This window comes from Priestia sp. KCTC 13724, assembly GCF_056820425.1.
The window spans coordinates 1-20,358 of the sequence record NZ_JBXDLD010000090.1 but is presented as its reverse complement, the minus strand read 5'-3'; the positions used below and the strand labels follow the sequence as shown (position 1 = coordinate 20,358).

At 38.1% G+C, this 20,358-nt stretch carries 17 protein-coding genes and 1 pseudogene; 13 read left to right on the top strand and 5 right to left on the bottom strand.

All coding sequences use genetic code 11. The annotated features are described in order from the left end of the window. The first annotated feature begins 107 nt into the window (after positions 1-107). The 3 genes from AC1UFB_RS12935 (at position 108) to AC1UFB_RS12925 (ending at position 2,238) form a co-directional block, all read left to right on the top strand. Positions 108-281, top strand: coding sequence for a hypothetical protein (locus tag AC1UFB_RS12935; protein ID WP_153301140.1), 174 nt, complete (start codon positions 108-110; stop codon positions 279-281). A gap of 50 nt (positions 282-331) precedes the next feature. After that, complete coding sequence (locus AC1UFB_RS12930) at positions 332-1,543, top strand: multidrug effflux MFS transporter (RefSeq protein WP_412760553.1); 1,212 nt, start codon at positions 332-334, stop codon at positions 1,541-1,543. Between the two features lie 113 nt (positions 1,544-1,656). Then, positions 1,657-2,238, top strand: coding sequence for a DUF6944 family repetitive protein (locus tag AC1UFB_RS12925; protein ID WP_328101110.1), 582 nt, complete (start codon positions 1,657-1,659; stop codon positions 2,236-2,238). A 17-nt stretch (positions 2,239-2,255) separates the two neighbouring features. Here the strand turns inward: AC1UFB_RS12925 and AC1UFB_RS12920 are convergent, their stop codons facing one another. Continuing rightward, a complete protein-coding gene (locus AC1UFB_RS12920; RefSeq protein ID WP_100347122.1) occupies positions 2,256-3,146 on the bottom strand; it encodes a LysR family transcriptional regulator in 891 nt (296 codons plus the stop codon). Between the two features lie 274 nt (positions 3,147-3,420). Between AC1UFB_RS12920 and AC1UFB_RS12915 the strand changes: the two genes are divergently transcribed. The 4 genes from AC1UFB_RS12915 to AC1UFB_RS12900 all read left to right on the top strand — a co-directional run bounded on the left by AC1UFB_RS12915 (position 3,421) and on the right by AC1UFB_RS12900 (position 7,669). Further along, positions 3,421-5,235, top strand: coding sequence for an assimilatory sulfite reductase (NADPH) flavoprotein subunit (locus AC1UFB_RS12915; protein ID WP_025910918.1), 1,815 nt, complete (start codon positions 3,421-3,423; stop codon positions 5,233-5,235). 22 nt (positions 5,236-5,257) lie between these two features. Next, on the top strand, positions 5,258-6,979 hold the full coding sequence (gene cysI, locus AC1UFB_RS12910; protein ID WP_076512474.1) for an assimilatory sulfite reductase (NADPH) hemoprotein subunit: 1,722 nt from the start codon (positions 5,258-5,260) through the stop codon (positions 6,977-6,979). A gap of 121 nt (positions 6,980-7,100) precedes the next feature. Then, positions 7,101-7,247 (top strand): hypothetical protein, encoded by a 147-nt coding sequence (locus AC1UFB_RS12905; RefSeq protein WP_482589378.1) that lies wholly within the window; start codon positions 7,101-7,103, stop codon positions 7,245-7,247. Between the two features lie 113 nt (positions 7,248-7,360). Continuing rightward, entirely contained in the window at positions 7,361-7,669 is a 309-nt protein-coding gene (locus tag AC1UFB_RS12900; protein ID WP_025910921.1) for an MGMT family protein, read from the top strand. 51 nt (positions 7,670-7,720) lie between these two features. On the opposite strand, the gene AC1UFB_RS12895 is transcribed toward AC1UFB_RS12900, so the two are convergent. Further along, entirely contained in the window at positions 7,721-8,491 is a 771-nt protein-coding gene (locus AC1UFB_RS12895) for a DUF2628 domain-containing protein (protein ID WP_100347123.1), read from the bottom strand. 201 nt (positions 8,492-8,692) lie between these two features. Here AC1UFB_RS12895 and AC1UFB_RS12890 point away from each other — a divergent pair. Both AC1UFB_RS12890 and AC1UFB_RS12885 read left to right on the top strand, forming a co-directional pair. Then, a pseudogene (locus AC1UFB_RS12890) lies at positions 8,693-11,406 on the top strand (CHASE3 domain-containing protein). A 27-nt stretch (positions 11,407-11,433) separates the two neighbouring features. Beyond that, on the top strand, positions 11,434-12,285 hold the full coding sequence (locus tag AC1UFB_RS12885) for a CheR family methyltransferase (protein ID WP_025910927.1): 852 nt from the start codon (positions 11,434-11,436) through the stop codon (positions 12,283-12,285). 32 nt (positions 12,286-12,317) lie between these two features. On the opposite strand, the gene AC1UFB_RS12880 is transcribed toward AC1UFB_RS12885, so the two are convergent. Further along, positions 12,318-13,460, bottom strand: coding sequence for a SpoIIE family protein phosphatase (locus tag AC1UFB_RS12880; protein ID WP_062686974.1), 1,143 nt, complete (start codon positions 13,458-13,460; stop codon positions 12,318-12,320). A gap of 241 nt (positions 13,461-13,701) precedes the next feature. Between AC1UFB_RS12880 and AC1UFB_RS12875 the strand changes: the two genes are divergently transcribed. The 4 genes from AC1UFB_RS12875 to AC1UFB_RS12860 all read left to right on the top strand — a co-directional run bounded on the left by AC1UFB_RS12875 (position 13,702) and on the right by AC1UFB_RS12860 (position 18,954). Then, the gene (locus AC1UFB_RS12875; RefSeq protein WP_482589377.1) at positions 13,702-15,012 is read left to right on the top strand and encodes a hypothetical protein; all 1,311 of its coding nucleotides are present in this window, start codon (positions 13,702-13,704) and stop codon (positions 15,010-15,012) included. 101 nt (positions 15,013-15,113) lie between these two features. Beyond that, positions 15,114-16,097, top strand: a complete 984-nt coding sequence (locus tag AC1UFB_RS12870; protein ID WP_025910935.1) for a LacI family DNA-binding transcriptional regulator — start codon at positions 15,114-15,116, stop codon at positions 16,095-16,097. A gap of 135 nt (positions 16,098-16,232) precedes the next feature. Further along, positions 16,233-17,471, top strand: coding sequence for an MFS transporter (locus AC1UFB_RS12865; protein WP_206782563.1), 1,239 nt, complete (start codon positions 16,233-16,235; stop codon positions 17,469-17,471). Positions 17,472-17,484: 13 nt separating this feature from the next. After that, positions 17,485-18,954 (top strand): glycoside hydrolase family 32 protein, encoded by a 1,470-nt coding sequence (locus tag AC1UFB_RS12860; protein ID WP_061785547.1) that lies wholly within the window; start codon positions 17,485-17,487, stop codon positions 18,952-18,954. Between the two features lie 35 nt (positions 18,955-18,989). Here the strand turns inward: AC1UFB_RS12860 and AC1UFB_RS12855 are convergent, their stop codons facing one another. Then, positions 18,990-19,472, bottom strand: coding sequence for a DUF6241 domain-containing protein (locus AC1UFB_RS12855; RefSeq protein ID WP_100347127.1), 483 nt, complete (start codon positions 19,470-19,472; stop codon positions 18,990-18,992). Further along, positions 19,415-19,957 (bottom strand): hypothetical protein, encoded by a 543-nt coding sequence (locus AC1UFB_RS12850; protein WP_100347128.1) that lies wholly within the window; start codon positions 19,955-19,957, stop codon positions 19,415-19,417. The genes AC1UFB_RS12855 and AC1UFB_RS12850 overlap by 58 nt, the downstream gene beginning before the upstream one ends. Positions 19,958-20,358 lie beyond the last annotated feature (401 nt).

Genomic DNA, 20,358 nt, shown 5'->3' with positions numbered 1-20,358 from the left:
ATGTCCCACCCTCTTTTTTGTAATGGTTATTCTCCACTATTTAGTAGAAGTGTGGTAAACTATTTAGCGAGAAAAGATTTTGTTAGTAAGATTGGAGATGCAAGATCATGTTAGCGAATCATGATAATCAACAGCCCATGAGTCGTTCTGAACGAAGAAAACAAGCTCAGCCAAAGAAAAAAACTCAAACGTTTCAAAATCGTCTTTTAAATGGATTAATTTTAATTGTCTCAATATGGATTTTATATCTACTGGTTAAAATTTTGTTTTTAGTTCAATGAGCAACGGATACAGTTGCTCTTTTTCATTTGGGTAAAAAGGAGAGAATATTATGCAAAGAGAGCTTGCGCAAAATATAGCAGTTGGTTCAAAAAGCCGTTTGCTGCTTGTTTTAATTTTAGGAGGGCTGGGTGCATTTGGGCCTTTTACAATCGATATGTATTTACCCGCTCTGCCAACAATTGCAAAAGAACTTGATGCGACAACATCTTTAGTTCAAATTAGTTTAACAGCCTGCTTGATTGGGTTAGCGTTTGGTCAACTGTTAATGGGGCCTTTTAGCGATATTAAAGGTCGAAAAAAGCCTCTCGTTATTTCAATTATTATCTATACAATCGCTTCAGCTTTATGCGTTGTGGCACCTACTATTTGGATATTTATTGCCTTACGCTTTATTCAAGGAGCTGCAGGGGCGGCTGGTATGGTCATTTCAAGAGCGAGCGTGCGAGACTTGTTTTCAGGAACAGATTTAACTAAATTTTTTGCAATGCTGATGCTCGTTAACGGGTTAGCACCTATTGTAGCACCGATTGCAGGGGGTCAAGTACTGGAGTTCGTATCGTGGCGAGGAGTATTCGGTGTTTTAACCGTAATTGGCTTAGTCATGTTAATCAGCGTTATGGTTGGACTAGATGAAACACTACCGCCGGAACGCCGTAAAACAGGCGGATTTAAAGAGATTTTACAAACCTTTGGAAGCTTAGTGAAAGACAAAACATTTGTAGGTTACGCGTTGACGCAAGGGTTCGTAATGAGCGCAATGTTTGCTTACATTTCGGGCTCAACATTTGTTCTTCAAGAAATTTATGGGTTGTCTCCACAAATGTTTAGTGCTGTGTTTGGTATTAATGGTTTAGGTTTAATTATTGCCACGCAGGTGACGGGACGTTTGGCAGGAAGAATTTCTGAAAGTATCTTGCTGACGTATGGTCTGATTCAAGCTGCTGTTGGCAGCATTAGCTTAGTGCTCGCTATTTTATTTACAGACTCTGTGTTGCTGCTGTGTCTTTTTTTATTCTTCTCAGTAACAAGCGTTGGGATTGTCAATACAACGGTATTTTCATTAGCTATGCAAACTCAAGGAAAACAAGCGGGGAGTGCAGCTGCTTTATTAGGACTACTCCCATTTTTACTAGGAGGATCCGTAGCGCCGTTAGTAGGCGCATTTGGAAACAATACGGATTTAGCGATGGGAATTGTTATTGCAATCTGTGAGTTACTTGCTTTATGTGCTTATATGTTACTTGTAAATAAAAAAGGATAACATTACAAAAAATAGCGCTTTACATAACGTAAAGGGCTATTTTTTAGATGAAATCACTTTCAATTTCTCATGCATATGCTGTAAAAAGAACTTTATGATGGGGCGTGGCATGGATGGAGAATGGACAATTGGAAGTAGTTGGAGCTGCAATTGCCGCTATCGGAACCATAACGGCCGCAGTTGGAAGTACGCCTTTCTGGTGGCTTTCTGAACAAGCTAAGTACAATTTAAATCTTTGGGGGAACTTACTTCAGGGAACAGGTAACGCATTAGAAGCAGATGGGCAAGGAGAAATCTCACTCGAAAAAATCGGAAACGAAATTCAAGCTGTCGGCAACTCCACCATTGTTGCAGGCCTTCTTTTGTTAGAAGAAGGGGATGCACAAACTCGTCTTACTATTTCTGGAAACTTAATGCAAGCTTTGGGAGGAGCGGCTGCTTTAGGAGATGAGTTAAAGGACGACTCAAATATTGGAGAGGTATATAGCATCGTCGGAAATATCATGCAAATTATTGGGAATTCGATGCAAGCTCTAGGTGATGGGTATGATTTAAGAGCAGAAGAACTAGAAGAAGCAACAGGGACAGATAATAATAATAAAGGAGAAGTATTAAATGTGTTTGGAAGCTGGATTCAAGCAGGTGGATCTGTACTATCGTTCATCGGTCAGGTTATAGAAGAAGAGGAAGAATAAAAGGAAGCACCGAGGTTCTAGTTGAAAGTAGAAACTTCGGTGCTTTTTGCCATATTTATAAAGTTCTTTGAAGCTTGACTAAGGTAAAAATCCTTAACGTGAGCGAATACAAGCGTACGCGTAGCGTGCTCTAGTTTTATATAGCGAATTGTGGAAGGATTATCATGTTTAATAACCATTTCAGGAACAATGGTAACTCCAAGGCCGTTCAAAACTAATGCTTGAGCTGTTTCAATACTACTTGTTTCATAAGCTACTGCTGGTTGAAACTGGTGATTTGCACATAAAGAGAGTACCTTCGAGCGAAAGTCAAACCCGCTTTTTAATAAGATGAATGGGCAATTTTCGTAATCGGTTAAGCGATTCGATAAAGGTGGTAGCCAATTGGGCGAATTCTTTGGAACAGCAAGGTAGAGAGCTTCTGTTAAAAAAGGTTCATATTTTAAGCGTTCATCTTTAATCGGAAGTGATAGCAAAGCAAAATCTACTTTAGCGTTGACCAATAATTTCAGTATATTTTCGCTTGAGTCTTCCAGAAACTTTACTTTTACAGTTTGATACTGATGCATAAACTGCTTTAGCAAAGGCGGAAGAACATGTCCACCTGTGATAGGGGTAACGCCAATTGTGATACTGTTTTCTTTTATGTTTTTGGAATCCTCTAGCTCTTTTTGTAAATTGTCATGCATACGTAAAATAGCCTGTGCTCTTACAACAAACAGCTTGCCTTTCTCTGTTATTTCAATACCAGTTGAATAACGATTAAATAATAAAATACCCAGCTCATCTTCTAGCTTGGAGATTTGTTTACTTAAAGAAGGCTGAGCGATATGTAAATTCGCAGCGGCTTTCGTAAAGCTTTTCATCTTGTAGATTTCTATTACATATTGAAATAAGCGTATCTCCATTTTTCCCTCCATAGTTTTAAACTATCAATGTAATAGCTACCATTTTGTTTAAATACCATTATTATGTTTTCTGAAGGCTCATATTAATATTTTTAATACAACTAATAAATTATCTGTATTTTACTAATTTTGAATTTTAGTGTAAAATCAATTAAAAAAATAGGAATAGTAGAGATTAAGAGATTTTTAGAGAAATATTCGTCAGAATAATGAAATCATTTTGTATAATTTGTATACATACTAAGCTTTATATTCCTTTGTGAGGTGGATATTTTTGCAACTTCAGGTCACAAACAGTCCTTTTAATCAAGAGCAGGTAGAATTATTAAATAAGCTACTACCAACGCTAACAGAATCCCAAAAAATTTGGCTAGGGGGATACTTGGCTGCGAGCGGTTCAGCACCAGCAGCAGTATCAGCACCTGTTGCTGAATCGGTGCAGAGCGTATCAGTTGCTCAGCCTGTGTCTAAAGACGTAACAATCCTTTATGGATCTCAAACAGGAAATGCTCAAAACTTGGCAGGTCAAACGGGTAAAACATTAGAAGCAAAAGGCTTTAATGTTAAAGTCGCATCTATGAGTGAATTTAAACCCAATACCCTTAAAAAACTTGAGAATTTACTCATTGTCGTAAGCACACACGGAGAGGGGGAGCCACCTGATAACGCGCTCTCATTCCATGAGTTTTTACACGGAAAACGCGCTCCAAAGCTTGAAAATTTACGCTTTTCAGTTCTTTCTCTTGGAGACAGTTCTTATGAGTTTTTCTGTCAAACAGGAAAAGAGTTTGACCAACGCTTAGAAGAGCTAGGCGGTACGCGCTTATATCCACGAGTTGACTGCGATTTAGATTTTGAAGAACTAGCAGCAGAGTGGACAGAAGGTGTTTTGAATGGTTTAAGTGAAGGTAGCGGCGCTCAAATGGAGGCGGCTGTAGCAGTGGAAGACGCATCAGCTCAGCCATCAACTTACTCTAGAACGAATCCATTTAAAGCAGAAGTACTAGAAAATTTAAACTTAAACGGTCGCGGATCAAATAAAGAAACGCGTCACTTAGAGCTATCTTTAGAAGGTTCTGGATTAACGTTTGAACCTGGAGACAGCTTGGGCGTTTATCCAGAGAATGATCCTGAGCTTGTTGATTCATTAATTTCGGAGCTAGGTTTCAACCCAGATGAAGTAGTGAAGGTGAACAAACAAGGCGATGTGCGTTCTCTACGTGAAGCGCTCATTTCAAACTTTGAAATTACTACATTAACAAAACCGCTTCTTGAACAAGTGGCAAAGCTTACAGGAAATGAAGAACTGCATGCTCTTATCAGCGATAGCGCAAAAGTAAAAGAGTATGTCTATGGGCGTGATCTTTTAGACCTTATTAAAGACTTTGGTCCGCTTGGAGTTTCAGTTGGAGATTTTGTTGCCTTATTGCGCAAGCTACCAGCACGTTTATATTCAATTGCAAGTAGTTTAGAAGCTAATCCTGATGAAGTGCATTTAACAATTGGAGCAGTGCGCTATGATTCACACGGAAGAGAGCGTAAAGGCGTATGTTCTATTTTATGCGCAGAACGCTTACAGCCAGGTGATACTTTACCTGTTTATATTCAACATAATCAAAACTTTAAGCTTCCAAGCAATCCTGAAACGCCAATTATTATGGTGGGGCCAGGAACGGGAGTTGCACCGTTTCGTTCGTTTATGCAAGAGCGTGAAGAGGTTGGTGCGGAAGGTAAGTCATGGATGTTCTTTGGCGATCAGCACTTTGTAACAGACTTCCTATACCAAACGGAATGGCAACAGTGGTTAAAGGACGGTGTACTTACCAAGATGGATGTTGCATTTTCACGTGATACAGCTGAAAAGGTATATGTTCAGCATCGTATGAAAGAGCATAGTAAAGAGCTTTTTGAGTGGTTAGAAGAAGGTGCGGTTGTTTATATTTGTGGAGACGAAAAGCATATGGCACATGATGTGCACAATACGCTAATTGATATTATTGAACAAGAAGGCAATGTAAGCCGTGAACAAGCAGAGCAATACTTAGCTGATATGCAGCAGCAAAAGCGTTATCAGCGCGACGTATATTGAGGATTGAAAGGAGAGTTTCAACATGGTTAACAAAATTTTAAAAGCGCCCGAAGGTCCTCCAAGTGACGTTGAGCGTATAAAAAAAGACAGTAATTACCTGCGCGGTACATTAAAGGAATCGATGCTTGAACCGATTAGCTCAGGAATTTCGGATGACGATAATCGTTTAATGAAATTTCATGGCAGCTATTTGCAAGATGACCGTGATCTTCGTAACGAGCGTCAGAAGCAAAAGCTAGAGCCAGCTTATCAGTTCATGCTTCGCGTTCGTACACCAGGTGGAGTTTCAACGCCTGAACAATGGCTTGTTATGGATGATTTAGCTCAGAAATACGGAAACGGCACGCTTAAGTTAACAACACGCCAAGCATTTCAAATGCATGGTATTTTAAAGTGGAACATGAAGCAAACAATTCAAGATATCCATGCATCAATGCTTGATACAATTGCAGCATGTGGTGACGTAAATCGTAACGTGATGTGTAATCCAAATCCGTATCAATCTGACATTCATGAAGAAGTATTTGAATGGTCAAAGCAACTCAGTGATTATCTATTACCACGTACGCGAGCATATCATGAGCTTTGGTTAGATGAAGAAAAAGTTGCTTCAACGCCTGAAGTGGATGAAGAAACTGAGCCAATGTACGGCCCGTTATACCTACCTCGTAAATTCAAAATTGGAATTGCGGTGCCGCCATCAAATGATGTTGACGTATACTCTCAAGACCTAGGTTTTATTGCAATTGTTGAAGAAGGTAAGCTAGTTGGTTTTAACGTTGCAATCGGCGGCGGTATGGGGATGACGCACGGGGATAAGCAAACGTACCCGCAACTAGCAAAAGTGATTGGTTTCTGTACACCAGACCGAATACTTGAAGTGGCTGAAAAAATTATTACAATTCAGCGTGACTACGGTAACCGCTCTGTGCGTAAATACGCGCGCTTTAAGTATACGGTTGATCGCTTAGGGTTAGATACTGTCGTTAAAGAATTAGAAAATCGCCTAGGGTGGAAACTTGAAGAAGCGAAAGAATTTCACTTTGAACATAACGGCGATCGCTATGGCTGGGAAAAAGGTGTCAGAGGAAAATGGCATTTTACACTATTTGTTCAAGGTGGTCGCGTAACGGATTACGATGGCTATCCGTTAATGACTGGATTGCGTGAAATTGCGAAAGTGCATACTGGAGACTTCCGCTTAACAGCCAATCAAAATTTAGTTATTGCTAATGTATCAAGCCAAAAGAAAAAGCAAATTAGTGAATTAATTGAACAATATGGATTGACAGACGGCAAGCATTATTCCGCGCTTCGTCGCAGTTCACTTGCTTGTGTATCGTTACCTACCTGTGGATTAGCGATGGCAGAAGCAGAGCGCTACTTGCCGACGCTTATTGAACAAATCGATGAAATTTTAGATGAAAACGGTCTTCGTAATCAGGAAATTACGATTCGTATGACAGGCTGTCCAAATGGATGCGCTAGACCTGCACTTGGTGAAATTGCCTTTATCGGTAAAGCGCCAGGAAAATATAATATGTACTTAGGGGCTGCTTTTGACGGCAGTCGTTTAAGTAAAATGTATCGTGAGAACATCAGTGAAAGCGAAATCTTAAGCGAGCTACGCGTGCTAATTAGCCGCTATGCAAAAGAGCGTCATGATGGTGAACACTTCGGTGATTTCGTTGTACGCGTTGGCGTTGTGAAAGCAGTAACGGACGGTACGAACTTCCACGATTAAGAAAGAAAAAGAGGCTGGGACATAAGTAATTCAGCCAATGATAAACCTGAACGATTGAGAGTTTCTCACTTTTAATCGTTCAGGTTTTTTGGTTGATTGTGAAAACAATGTTGGAAACAGGGTGGAATGGAGCGTAGGACACTCGACTCCTGCGGGAAAGAGAGGGAGCTCAGGTTCCTCCCCGCGGAAAGCGAGTGGCCGTAGCGCAATGGAACGAACGTGTTCAGACAAACCAAAAAGATTGGAACAGCTATTGTTCGTCTCTTAGAAGCAATCATTTTGTTATGTCCCAAACTCTTTTTTTTATGAGTCCATGAACCGAACGAGAAGCTTGTACATATACTAAAAAGACAAGTCGGTTTAAAAGGAGAGTGAAAGTCCTTGAAGGAATTTACGGAGCGGGTTATTCAAATTATTCAAAGAATCCCTAGTGGGTACATTATGACATATGGACAAATTGCAAAGGAAGCAGGAAACCCACAGGCAGCGAGACAAGTAGCTCGCATTCTACACTCTATGAGTCAAAAGCATAAATTACCGTGGCATCGTGTTGTAAATGCAAAAGGTGAGATTGTAATTAAAAGTGAAGAAGCTGCTTGGACTCAAGCGACATTTTTAGAGAAAGAAGGTATTTCTGTAAAAGAAGGAAAAGTAATAATAGAACATTATCGCTTGAACCAAAAGAAATAGTGATTAGTAAACTAATTCATAAAAAAAGAAGGTAGCGTGCACCTTCTTTTTTTAATACCACGTATTATCTTCAATCCAATATTCATATTCCTCAGCTTCTTCATCACTTAGCTTCTTGCCATTTATGTAGACTTCATGCCACTCGTATACTTGCTTATGAATATATGTATAGAATAGGATGCGTACATGTTCTTTTTCAGCATAGTCATAGCCTTTAAACTGAATAATATGATGATTATCTTCTTTTTTGATATACGTCCACGTTGGATTATCCGTAAATGCTTCTAGCGTTATTCCTTCATCGCTGTACTTCATAATGTCTTTAGCATTTGTTTTAGTCGGTAAATAAGATAATCCGTAATCAGCACCAATACTAAAAGCAATAACGAGTGCGTTTAATCCAATTAAACTACCCATGTGTGTGCCACCTTTATCTTTTAAATAAAGAATTTGCTTTTCTTCTGGGAGATCCATAGCGGACTGTACTAGTTTAAAAGCATGTTTATAATACCAACGATTAGCATTTATTCCTATTACTATGGCAATCACCAAATAAAAAAGTAATTCAACGAGAAATGGGATATCAATGATATATGTTGCAACGAGCAGTGGGATATCAATCAGCGCAATAATTAAAAAGATTTTATATAACTTGCGGTAGGCAAGCCAGAATGGAAAAAATAAAAAGGCCATCCAGTTCCAACTGTTATTTTTGGCAGGGTCTGTGACCGAGCTCCATTTTGTATGGTAGTAAGAGGTGTTGGTTTGCACTACTTTATGTTGAGCATCAAATGATAGAGGATGAATTGTTGAATCTAGCATCTAGATCCTCCTTTCTTTTTTCTTATCCAATCTAGAATAAGCTATTAATGGAAATGAAACAAGTAGATTTATGTGTTTCATAGGTACTTTTTAGCCCGAATGCTAACCCGTGTTCTTTAAATTAAAAAACAGTATAGGAAAAATCTTTTTCAGTGTATAATAGATACACTGTAAGATGAATAAGTAAAGGCAGGAACATATATGAAAACGAAATGGAAAATGGGGATACGAACAAAGATTTTAGGCGGCTATTTCTTTATTGTTTGTAGCTTATTTATAGCTATTATTCTTTTAAATAACCAAATTAAGTCGTTACAACAAGAGCGAAATTTTATTATTGATCACGATATCCAAATTCATGAGTTAACAGGTCGAATTGAAAATAGTTTGTTGAACATGGAAACGGGTCAACGCGGGTATGTACTCACAGGGGATTCAAGTTATTTAGCACCTTATGAACAAGGACAATCTCAATGGAGAGACGATTATAATAAGTTATATCGATTATTAGATGATAATTCTCAACAAGAGAAGCTAAAGGAAATAAAGTCAATCATTGAGAGTTGGGTTGAAAGCGCTGGAGAACCAACAATTAAATGGAAGCAAGAAGGTAACAAAGAAGAGCTAGAATCGTTTTTTAAAGTAGATTCTGGTCGCCGCTACATGGATGACATGCGCAATCAATTTAATTCGTTTCGTGAAACGGAAAAAGCAATGACCGAACAACGAGCGGTGGAATTAGATAGCCAAAATAAAAATATTACCTTAGGCATGTATGGTCTTCTCGTATTTGTCGCCTTATTTTCAACTGTAATTGGCGTTTTTTTATCAAGATCAATTGTTAATACAATGAAAGAAGTTACAAATACAATCAAACAGATTGCTACATCAAAAAATCAGTTAAATACGCGAATTAGAGTTAAAACAAACGACGAAATCAAAGAGCTAGGTGATGCAACTAACGAGCTACTAGATAGTGTAGAAGACCGAAATTGGCTTCAAACCAACCTGGCAGAAATCGTGACTATGTATCAAGGCATTACGTCTATTCGAACATTAGCTGAGCAATTTCTACTAACGGTTTCTAAAATAACAGGTGCTTCATACGGTGCATTTTATATTCGAAATGATGAGCATGATGAGATTGAGTTTGTAAAAGAAGCAAGTGTTGCTGATCGGTTTGAAGACGTAGGAAGAGAATCATTTAAAATGGGACAAGGGCTTATTGGACAATGTGCATTAGAGAAGAAACAGTTATGCTTAACAGATTTACCTCAAGGGTATCAATTGATTGGCTCAGGCTTAGGTGCAACCGTACCTAAAAGTGTGCTTATTGCTCCTGTTTTATTTGAAGGTGAAGTTATCGCGGTTATTGAATTAGCAAGCTTAGAAGACTTTACTGCGCTTGAAAAAGAGCTTATGAATCAGGTGATTGAGACGTTTGGGCTGACGATAAATAGCGTTACGAGACGAATGGAAATTGCTCGATTACTTTCGGAATCTCAAGCAATGACTGAAGAGCTTCAAGCACAGTCCGAAGAGCTTCAAACCATCAATGAACAGTTAGAGGAGCGCACGCGAGATGCAGAACATCAGTCCGAAGAGCTTCTGGTTGCAAAAAAAGAGCTAGAAGAAAAAGCAAATCAGCTTGAATTGAACTCACAGTACAAGTCTGAATTTTTAGCAAATATGTCTCATGAGCTTCGTACGCCGCTTAACAGTATATTAATCCTATCAGAGATGCTTTCGGAAAATGGAGATAATAGGCTTACAGATGAAGAAGAAGAGTATGCACGCATTATCCACTCTTCAGGCAGTGATTTATTAGGGTTAATTAATGATATTTTAGATTTATCAAAAGTAGAAGCAGGAAAGCTAGAGCTGCTTCTAAGTGAAGTTAACATGAGCGAGCTTCCACAACAGCTAGAGCGTCAGTTTGCTCATGTATCTGAAAAGAAAAATGTAGCTTTTCATGTATACAAAGAGGATGATGTACCGAATCTGTTTATAACGGATGAAAAGCGTGTTCAACAAATTTTGAAGAATTTGCTATCCAATGCTTTTAAATTTACTCATCAAGGAGAAGTATCTATTTTCATTCGACGAGCAAGTGAAAGCATCTCTCACCCACTAAAAGAATTAGTGGAGTCGAACTGCTGGCTCGAGTTTGAAGTAAGGGATACTGTGGAATTGGTATTCCTAAAGAAAAGCATGAACTGATTTTTGAAGCTTTCCAACAAGCAGATGGTGCCACGGTTCGGAAGTACGGTGGTACAGGTTTAGGGCTGTCCATTTGTAGCGAATTTGCAAAGCTTTTAGGTGGTTTTATTACACTTCATAGTGAAGTAAGTAAAGGAAGTTCGTTTACGCTTTATTTACCAAGCTTAATTAATGGGGCTGTGGATTATACTCAGCTAGAAGAAGCGTACAACCAAGTGGCGGTGACTTTTAATGAAGTGGAAGTCGCTGAAACACAGGTAGAAAGCAAAATTGACAATCAAGAAGAAGATACTTCAACTATAAATGACTCAAATGTATTCCAAGGAAAGAAAGTATTAATTGTTGATGATGACCAACGTAATATTTTTGCTTTACAAACAGCGTTGAAAAAGCAGGGAATGGACATCATCACGGCTCAAAATGGCCTTGAGTGTTTAGAGATTGTAGAGTCAAAAGAGCATCATATTGACTTAATTTTAATGGATATTATGATGCCGTATATGGACGGATATGAAACAATGCAAAAGATTCGTCGAGAGTTGGAATTAACTGATTTACCAATTATTGCATTAACCGCAAAAGCGATGAAAAATGATCGTGAAAAATGCTTAGAAGCAGGAGCGTCTGACTATATTAGCAAGCCGTTAGATTTAAGTCAGTTATTTTCCGTGATGCGCGTGTGGTTGGCAAGCTGAGTTAAGTAATGAAAAAGGATGTTACGTATGGATACAAATCAACTAGAAGTAAACGAAGCATCTTATAAATCAAATCTAGAGCTGAAGCTGCTATTAGAAGCGATTTATCGACTATCTGGATTTGATTTTAGAAAGTATGCTCAGTCCTCTGTATACCGGCGAATTCAAAACCGAATGAACATCGATGGCATTCCAACGATTTCAAGAGTAATTGAAAAAGTTGTGCATGACGAGGAGTTTCTAGAGCAAATTTTAAACGATCTATCAATTAATGTAACAGAGATGTTCCGAAACCCAACGTTTTTTAAAGCGTTTCGTATGCAGGTAATACCTTTACTAAGACAGCATAAAGAAATTCGAATTTGGCATGCTGGCTGTGCAACAGGTGAGGAAGTATTTTCAATGGCTATCCTGTTACAAGAAGAGGGATTATTAGATAGAGCAGTTATATATGCAACAGATATGAACGAAGACGTGCTTCAAAAGGCAAGACAAGGAACGTTTTCACTTCGGAAAATGAAAGATTATACAAAAAACTATATGCAAGCAGGTGGAACAGAAGCCTTTTCACAGTATTATCAAACCGATCATCTATATGCTTATTTCCATCGAAGCTTATTAAAAAATATCATTTTTGCACAGCATAACTTAGTAACAGATCACTCATTTAATGAGTTTCACGTTATTATTTGTCGTAACGTGCTCATTTACTTTACAAATGAGCTTCAAGAGCAAGTATATGGGCTGTTTTCAGAAAGCTTATGTGAAGGTGGATTTTTAGGACTTGGAGATAAAGAAACGCTGCGTTTTTCAGCTGGCTCTGAATTCTACGAAGAGTTTGTGGGAAATGAGCGAATTTATCGAAAAATAACTACATGAAGAAAGGTCGAGAGCGCATGCTCTCGACCTTTTTAAATAGATTTAGCTTGAACAAGCAGTAAACACATGTCATCTGGCTGGTTTTCACGCTGTTCGGGAGGGAGGATTTGATCCATGATAATTGATGTATCCTCCCATTTTTGAGAAGTAATTAATTTCAGTTGTTCAGTTGCCTCGACTTCCGAAGGTCCCATCGCTTCTAGTGCACCATCTGTAAATAATAGAAGTTGAACATCTTCTTCAAAAGACACTGTAAACTTGTTGACGTTAATGTCATCAAAAAAACCAACTGCACAGCTTCCTCGCTCCAACGGTAAGACTTCCTTGCCATCAATCAACATAAAGCCAGGGGGATGCCCAGCATTTACGTATTCGATCGTTTTCTTTTTTGTATCAATCACAACATAGATACCGGTAAAATAATAAGGAATATGATCTTTTTCCGTATGTAGCAAGGTCATGTAGCGATTTAACTCTTTAATCACAAGCTCAGGATCAACAAGAAGCTTAATAGCTTCTCTAAGGACAGATGAGATAAACATACAGACAAGAGAAGCCGAAATTCCGTGCCCCATCATATCAAATAAAATAATTCCGTATCGGTGTTTATCAATTTTATGGCAATAATACATATCTCCAGCGAGCTTAAAAGATGGTAAATAGGATACGTCCATTTTAATATCATCTTCTTTTAACAATTGGCTAAGAAGATTTCGCTGAACGTTTGTAGCTAAATCAAGTTCTGTTTGAATTTTCTTTTCATGCTCAGCATGCCAGTCGAGCTCTGATTTTAGTCGAAGCGCAACGCGTATGCGTGCCAGCAGCTCTACTTTGTTAATGGGCTTTGTAATATAGTCACTTCCTCCAGCGTCGAGTGCTTCAACAAGCTTTGAAGAGTCCTCAAGAGCGGTGACAAAAATAATAGGGATGTTTCTCAAACGCTCGACGGTTTGAATACGGCGACACGCTTCAATACCATCAATTTCAGGCATCATAATATCTAATAGAATTAAATCAACAGGCGGTGTTTTTGCATGAGGATCATCTACTCTTAGATAGGTGAAAAGCTCTTGTGCCGATGTTAGTGATACGGTATCAGTATAACCAGCACCTTTTAAAATTTTATCAATTACAAATAAATTGACGGAATTATCGTCTACCAATAAAATGGCCATTCTTTATCTTTCCCCTTATCTTGTTTGAAGACTATTCAGTTTTCAAGCATACATTTTCTTTTAAGCTTTATTATACAAAACTTATATGGCTTGTGGTATTAACATCTCTTAATGTTAATAATAAAATTTGCCTCTACGGAAATACAGAGAGTTAAACTAGGTGATAATGTAATAATTTTCTAGAATTCTAAAGTTAAATGGGTTAATATGTAAATAATGGATAAGGAAAGGAAGGATAGTGTTGAAAAAAGGATTTTTATGGGGCGCTAAGGTTGTTGTTTTTGCATTATTAATTAGCAGCATTTATTTATCATATACTCAAAGTAACGATCCGTATCGTTTTTTTACAGGCTTAGGGAGTGAAATTTCAATTTCCCCAAATGACGATCGTTTGTTATTTTCATATTATACAAATGGAAATGAACAGATTTACAGTTCGAGTATAAGTGGAAAGGATGTCCAGCAGCTTACAACGTCGAGTGAAACTCGCAGTCATACACCGCGCTATTCAAATGACGGCAAAAAGTTTTTATTTTTAGCAAAGAAAGCGGATGCTAACGAGCAAAACGTTCTTAATGTTACGAATGCGGATGGGCAAACACCTCAAAAGGTTAGTGATGATTCTCTACACGTAACGGATGCTGTATTTTCAAAGAATAATCAGCAAATATATTTTATCGGAATGCCTGCTTCAGATCTTGGGAAATTAGAAGGAACAGCAGAAGGTGGAAGTAATCTCTACGTTGCAGATGTACAGACTGGAAAGGTCAAGCAACTAACAAAGAAAGACTATTTTTCAATGGGAGATTTAGCTGTTGATGATGATGACGTATATTATACCGTTTTTAATGAGCATGAAGAGCTCTACTCATATAATCTAAAAGCAAACAAAGAACAGCGTGTAAATTACAATAAACTAACAGGAGATATCTATGAAACAACTTTTACACCATCTGGTGATCAAGTAGCGTATACAGCAGTCTCAAAAGAGTCTGAAAACAGCTCGTTATATGAATATGAACTATTTTTATTTGATATTCAATCAAATAAAACAGAGCAGTTAACAACGTTAAAATCTAGCGTGAATTCTCCTGTGTTTTTTCATAAGCAAAATAAAGTTATTTTTCTACATGATACAGCCTGGGCAGCACAACCTGAAGAGTATAAGTTAAAAACAATTGATCTAAAAACAAAAGAAATACAAGAAGTAAAGTTATCGGTTCCTAAAGATACGAATAATAGCGCGCTGAACAAGTTAGTAGGCTATATAGGAAATGGATATACAATTGGGCTATTATACGTCGTACTGCTTTCTTTATTCACATACTCGTTTCATAAAAATAAGCATAAACCATACGTAATTCCGATTATTAGTCTTAGCATTGCTATTGTAGGAGTTGTAGCAAGCTTTGTTACAGCAGCTGTTTTTGATCCATGGGTGGGCATTGCAATTGGGACGTTATCAATTGGCATCGCGGCATGCAGCATTATCTTATTTCTCATTGCGTTTGTCATAAAGCAAGTGATGACAACGCATAATCATTCACTATAATAAGAGCTGCAACAGGTACAGGTGGACTGTACCTGTTTTTTCTATTTGAAAAACGAGGTATAATAAGGTGAATCGTTTTCATAAAGCAGGGGGATTACTGAATGAAACCAAAGATTAGCGATGTAGCCAAGCGCGCTGGCGTATCACCAACGACGGTGTCGCGCGTTTTAAATAATAGAGGATATATTAGTGAAGAAACAAAAACACGCGTGCATCAAGCGATGAAAGATATTAACTATTTCCCGAATGATGTAGCACGTTCTTTGTTTAATAAGCGCACAAACGTCATTGGTTTAATCTTTCCAACGGTTGCCAATCCATTCTTTGGTGAACTGACGTTTTATATTGAAAATATCTGTACCAAATTAGGGTACAAAGTATTGTTGTGCAACAGTTTAAACCGAGTAGATGAAGAAGAAAAATACGTTGAAATGTTAATGCGTAACCAAGTGGACGGAATTATTGTTGGAACCCATAACCGAGGAATTATTAATTATCACAAGGAGCATCTCGCTGTCGTAGCTATTGACCGAAATTTATCTGAAACGATACCCGTTGTCAGCTCAGACAATTATGAAGGAGGAAAGCTAGCGACGGAATTGTTGCTGAAAAAAGGGTGTCATCATATTGTTCATTTGAATGGACCAGCCGAATTAGAAACGCCAGCGAGGTTTAGACGAAAAGCATATGAAGACGTGATGAGACAAAGTGGAAAAGAACCAATTACTTATGAAATTCCCGCGACGTTTGATCGACGCAGTCAACAGGGAATAATTGAACAGCTGTTTGATGAACAAGTTAACGTAGATGGGATTTTTGCCAGTGATGATGTCATTGCAGCTTCTGTTTTACGAGAAGCAAAGAGGCGAGGAAGAGATGTTCCCAGCGATTTAAAAGTAGTGGGATATGACGGAACTGAAGTAACACAAACGCTTCTTCCAGAGTTAACGACTATCAAGCAGCCGGTTGAACAAATTGCTCAGCAATCTGTTGAACTGTTATTGCAAGCTATTGAAGGAAAGTTTGGTGAACTGCCTTTAGAAACCAAGCTTCCCGTTCAGTTATTGGAAGGAAGCACAACGTAACGATACATAGCCTAAAATGGGCTATGTGTTTTTTTTTGTGTCAACCCGTTGACATATGAAACCGGTTGACATAGAATATATTTGAAAGTGCTTTCAAATATTGGGGAATGAGTTCACTTCAAAGGGGTTAGAGGGATGAATAAATCTAAAAGTTTGTATTGGAAGCTAAGCGCTTATTTTTTCTTTTTCTTTTTTACGTGGTCATCGAGCTACTCATTATTTTCGATTTGGCTTGGACAAGAGATGAATCTAAACGGGGCTGAAACAGGCATTATCTTTTCTGTAAACGCTATCTTTGCTCTTTGTATGCAACCGATTTATGGATATGTTTCCGATAAAATTGGTTTAAAGAAAAACATTTTATTTTTTATTAGTACACTGCTTGTGTTTGTGGGACCTTTTTACGTATTTGTCTATGGTCCGTTACTCCAAGCCAATGTAATAGTTGGAGCCGTAGTAGGGGGATTATACCTTGGTGTTGCCTTCTTAGCAGGGATTGGAGCTATCGAATCTTATATTGAAAAAGTGAGTAGAAAGTATAGCTTCGAATATGGAAAATCGAGAATGTGGGGATCTTTAGGCTGGGCGGCAGCGACGTTTTTTGCAGGACAGCTGTTTAATATCAATCCAAACATTAATTTTTGGGTCGCTTCTGTATCCGCTATCATTCTGGTTTTAATCATTTTATCGGTTAAAGTTGAAATGACAGATTCAGAGATGAATAAAGCTGAATCCGTTAAAATGAAAGACGTTTGGAATCTCTTTTTATTGAAGGACTTCTGGTTCTTCATGGTTTATATACTTGGCGTTACGTGCATTTACGGCGTATATGACCAGCAATTTCCTATCTACTACGCATCATTATTTCCAACAGAGCAGTTGGGAAATCAGGTTTTTGGTTATTTAAATTCATTTCAAGTTTTCTTGGAAGCTGGAATGATGTTTCTAGCACCTTTTATTGTTAATAAGCTTGGAGCAAAGAATAGTTTAATTCTAGCAGGTCTCCTTATGGCACTTCGCATCATAGGGTCTGGCCTGGTTGGTGGGCCAATTGGGATTTCATCTATGAAACTCATTCATGCGCTTGAACTACCAATCATGTTAATTGCTATCTTTAAATATTTAGCGGCCAACTTCGATACACGCTTATCATCTATTCTTTACTTGGTTGGCTTTCAGTTTGCCTCACAGGTAGGAGCTTCTATCATGTCTCCACTTGCAGGAATGTTATATGATTTAGTTGGTTTTAGATCTACGTACTTAATTATGGGTGGCTTTGTGTTATTTTTCACCATTCTATCAATCTTTACATTGTTAAATCACAAAAAACAACCTGTGCTGAAGCAGGCTAACAATGTACCTAAAATAGTGTAGGGGGGGAATGAATATGTTAACAACGAACGGAATTCAACAAGCAACGGAAGCAGTGGAACAAGCAAAGAAAAAGGTAAACAATCGTCATCGTCTCGGCTATCACATTATGGCTCCAGCAAATTGGATTAATGATCCAAATGGCCTTGTTCAATTTAAAGGAGAGTATCACGTTTTTTATCAGCATCATCCTTATGATGAAAATTGGGGTCCTATGCACTGGGGACATGTGAAAAGCTTAGATTTAGTTAATTGGGAACATCTTCCGATTGCACTTGCTCCAGAAGATGCTTGTGACAAGGATGGCTGCTTTTCTGGTAGCGCAGTTGATAATGATGGAGAGCTTACGTTAATTTATACGGGACATCATTATATCGACAAAGAAAGAGACTTGTTTTATCAAAACCAAAATATTGCAGTCAGTACAGATGGAGTACATTTCAAAAAGGTAGTCGAGAATCCGGTTATTGAAAAGCCGCCAGCAGATAGCTCTCATCATTTTCGTGACCCAAAAGTATGGAAGCGCGGAAGGGATTGGTATATGATAGTGGGGAATTCAAAAAACAACATTGGTCGCGTTATTTTATATCGCTCTCCAAACCTTCGAAACTGGGAGTATATTGGCGTACTAGCAGAAGGAAACGAGCAGCTTGGTTATATGTGGGAATGTCCAGATTTCTTTGAGCTTAACGGTAAACATGTTCTACTGATGTCACCACAGGGGATAAAAGAAGCTGGAGATCACTTTAAAAACTTGTTTCAAACGGGCTATATGATTGGAGAATATGAGTACGACAAGAACAAGTTTGGGCATGGAGAATTTATTGAGTTAGATTATGGTCATGACTTTTATGCGGTTCAAACATTTTTAGACGATAAAAACCGTCGGATTGCAATTGGCTGGATGGATATGTGGGAATCGGATATGCCTACAAAGAAAGATGGCTGGTGCGGAGCACTTACATTACCTAGAGAACTTACGCTTTCAGCTGATGGAAAGATAAAGATGGTGCCTGTTGCAGAGGTGACACAGCTTCGAGAAAAGAAGCTGTCAGCGATTGAAAATCAAACGATTACTTCTAGCTATGAAATGGGTGTGCAGGGTTCAATGTTTGAGGTTGAAGCTGTGTTAGAGGTGACGAATGCAGAGAAGGTAGAGCTAGTACTTCGAGGCATCGAAAACGAAGCCACAGTTCTTGCCTATGACAAATCTACAAATAAACTTAGGCTTGATTGCTCTAAATCAGGCAAGAAAAAAGATGGAATTCGTCGTGTCAAACTAGCAGCTAGTGACCAGTTGAAGCTACGTATTTTTGTTGACCGCTCTTCGATTGAAGTATTTATTAATGAAGGAGAGGCTACGATGACAAGTCGTATCTATCCAACAGAACCGTATCGCAGTGTAGAATTTACAAGTTGTTCAGGAAAAAGTCTACTGAAAAAAGCAACGTGCTGGAAATTAAAAGATATTTGGAATGAGAAATAAGCGAAAAAGCACGGGACTAGTCCCGTGCTTTTTCGCTACTCTGCAAAATTATTCTCAATGAATTTTTGTTCTTCTTCAATTGTTAGTGTGCCGTAGGCTTGACCAACATTTCCACCTTGAAGTCTCCAAAAAAAGTTATGGTCTTCTGCAACTGTTGAAAAATTATCATTTTCCCAACGTTTTAAGATCGTTAGCATGTCTGTTTTATGTTCAAAAGAACTTGCTTCTACAATTGCAATCACTTTTTTGACATTTTCATTTGTTAAAGGAACCGCCCCCCATTTATCCTGAGCACGCACTTTTTGATGAGTCATCTCGTGCATAATTTGCATCACTTCACTTTCTTCAGAATCAGCGGTTATACCGAGTTCTTCTGATACGCCACCTATAAAGCTTGCTTGTTCTTTAATTTCTTCTTCAATTTCTTCTGCTTTTTCCTTTTCAACAGAAGCAGCTGTGGTTAAAGAGGAGTATCCTGCTTTTTTGTCGTTAATCGAAGTGGACCCATAATGAACCAAATAAATACGGAAGAAATAATGGCTATGAGCCAGTAAATGAGCCAAAACGTATCTTGAAAGGGAACGATAAAAAAAGCAGATCCAATCAATATAAGCATAATAAGAGAGCACTTACAAAAACGATAAAAGGAGCGCCACTGCTCTTGCTTTTTTGCTTCACCAACTAAACAGATTTTCTCAGGAAGCGTACCGTTATTCCATTTATGGTTCGCCCATTCGTCTGCCCACTTGATGGTTTGGTGGCCATAAACGATGGAAAATGCAATATATGCTGCCGATAAGCCGTGAAAAAAGGTTGGGTTTGTTCCGGTCGATAAATCGATAAATGTAACTCCTAACAGAAATAAATCAATAAGCGGTGTTGCTGCTAACAAAACAAGAGAGAGCTTTTCTTTTTTCCATACATACCGACAAAGCAATCCTAAAGCCAAGAACATCCAAAAAGCGACTTCTCCCAGTATAATGGCTAGAAAAATAGGGTTCATATACCTAGGTTCCTCCTTCTTACTTCAAGGTAGTCAATTCTATCATGACAATCATTTCAGCTAATCTTTCTTGTGAAATTAAATTTTCTAATCATAGTATAGTGCTGTTCAGCTTAACAAATAAGGAAAATTCCATGTATCTCTCTATGTGTATATGAAAAGTATAACTGCTCGTTTTAAATAAAGTAACATAATAAAAGGAAAAAAATTCATTTTTTGAAGTCGTAGTAAAAACTCAGGCTAAAGTTGTAGAAAAACATGCCAAAAGATACGGCAGGTGATGGATACGATAAAAGCTCTTTATTCATACAATGAAGATAGAAAGAAAGAGAGCGTTAGTAATAGAGGAGGAACCAATAATGACAGCTAAACAAAATGTTGAAACGAAAAAGCATATGTTT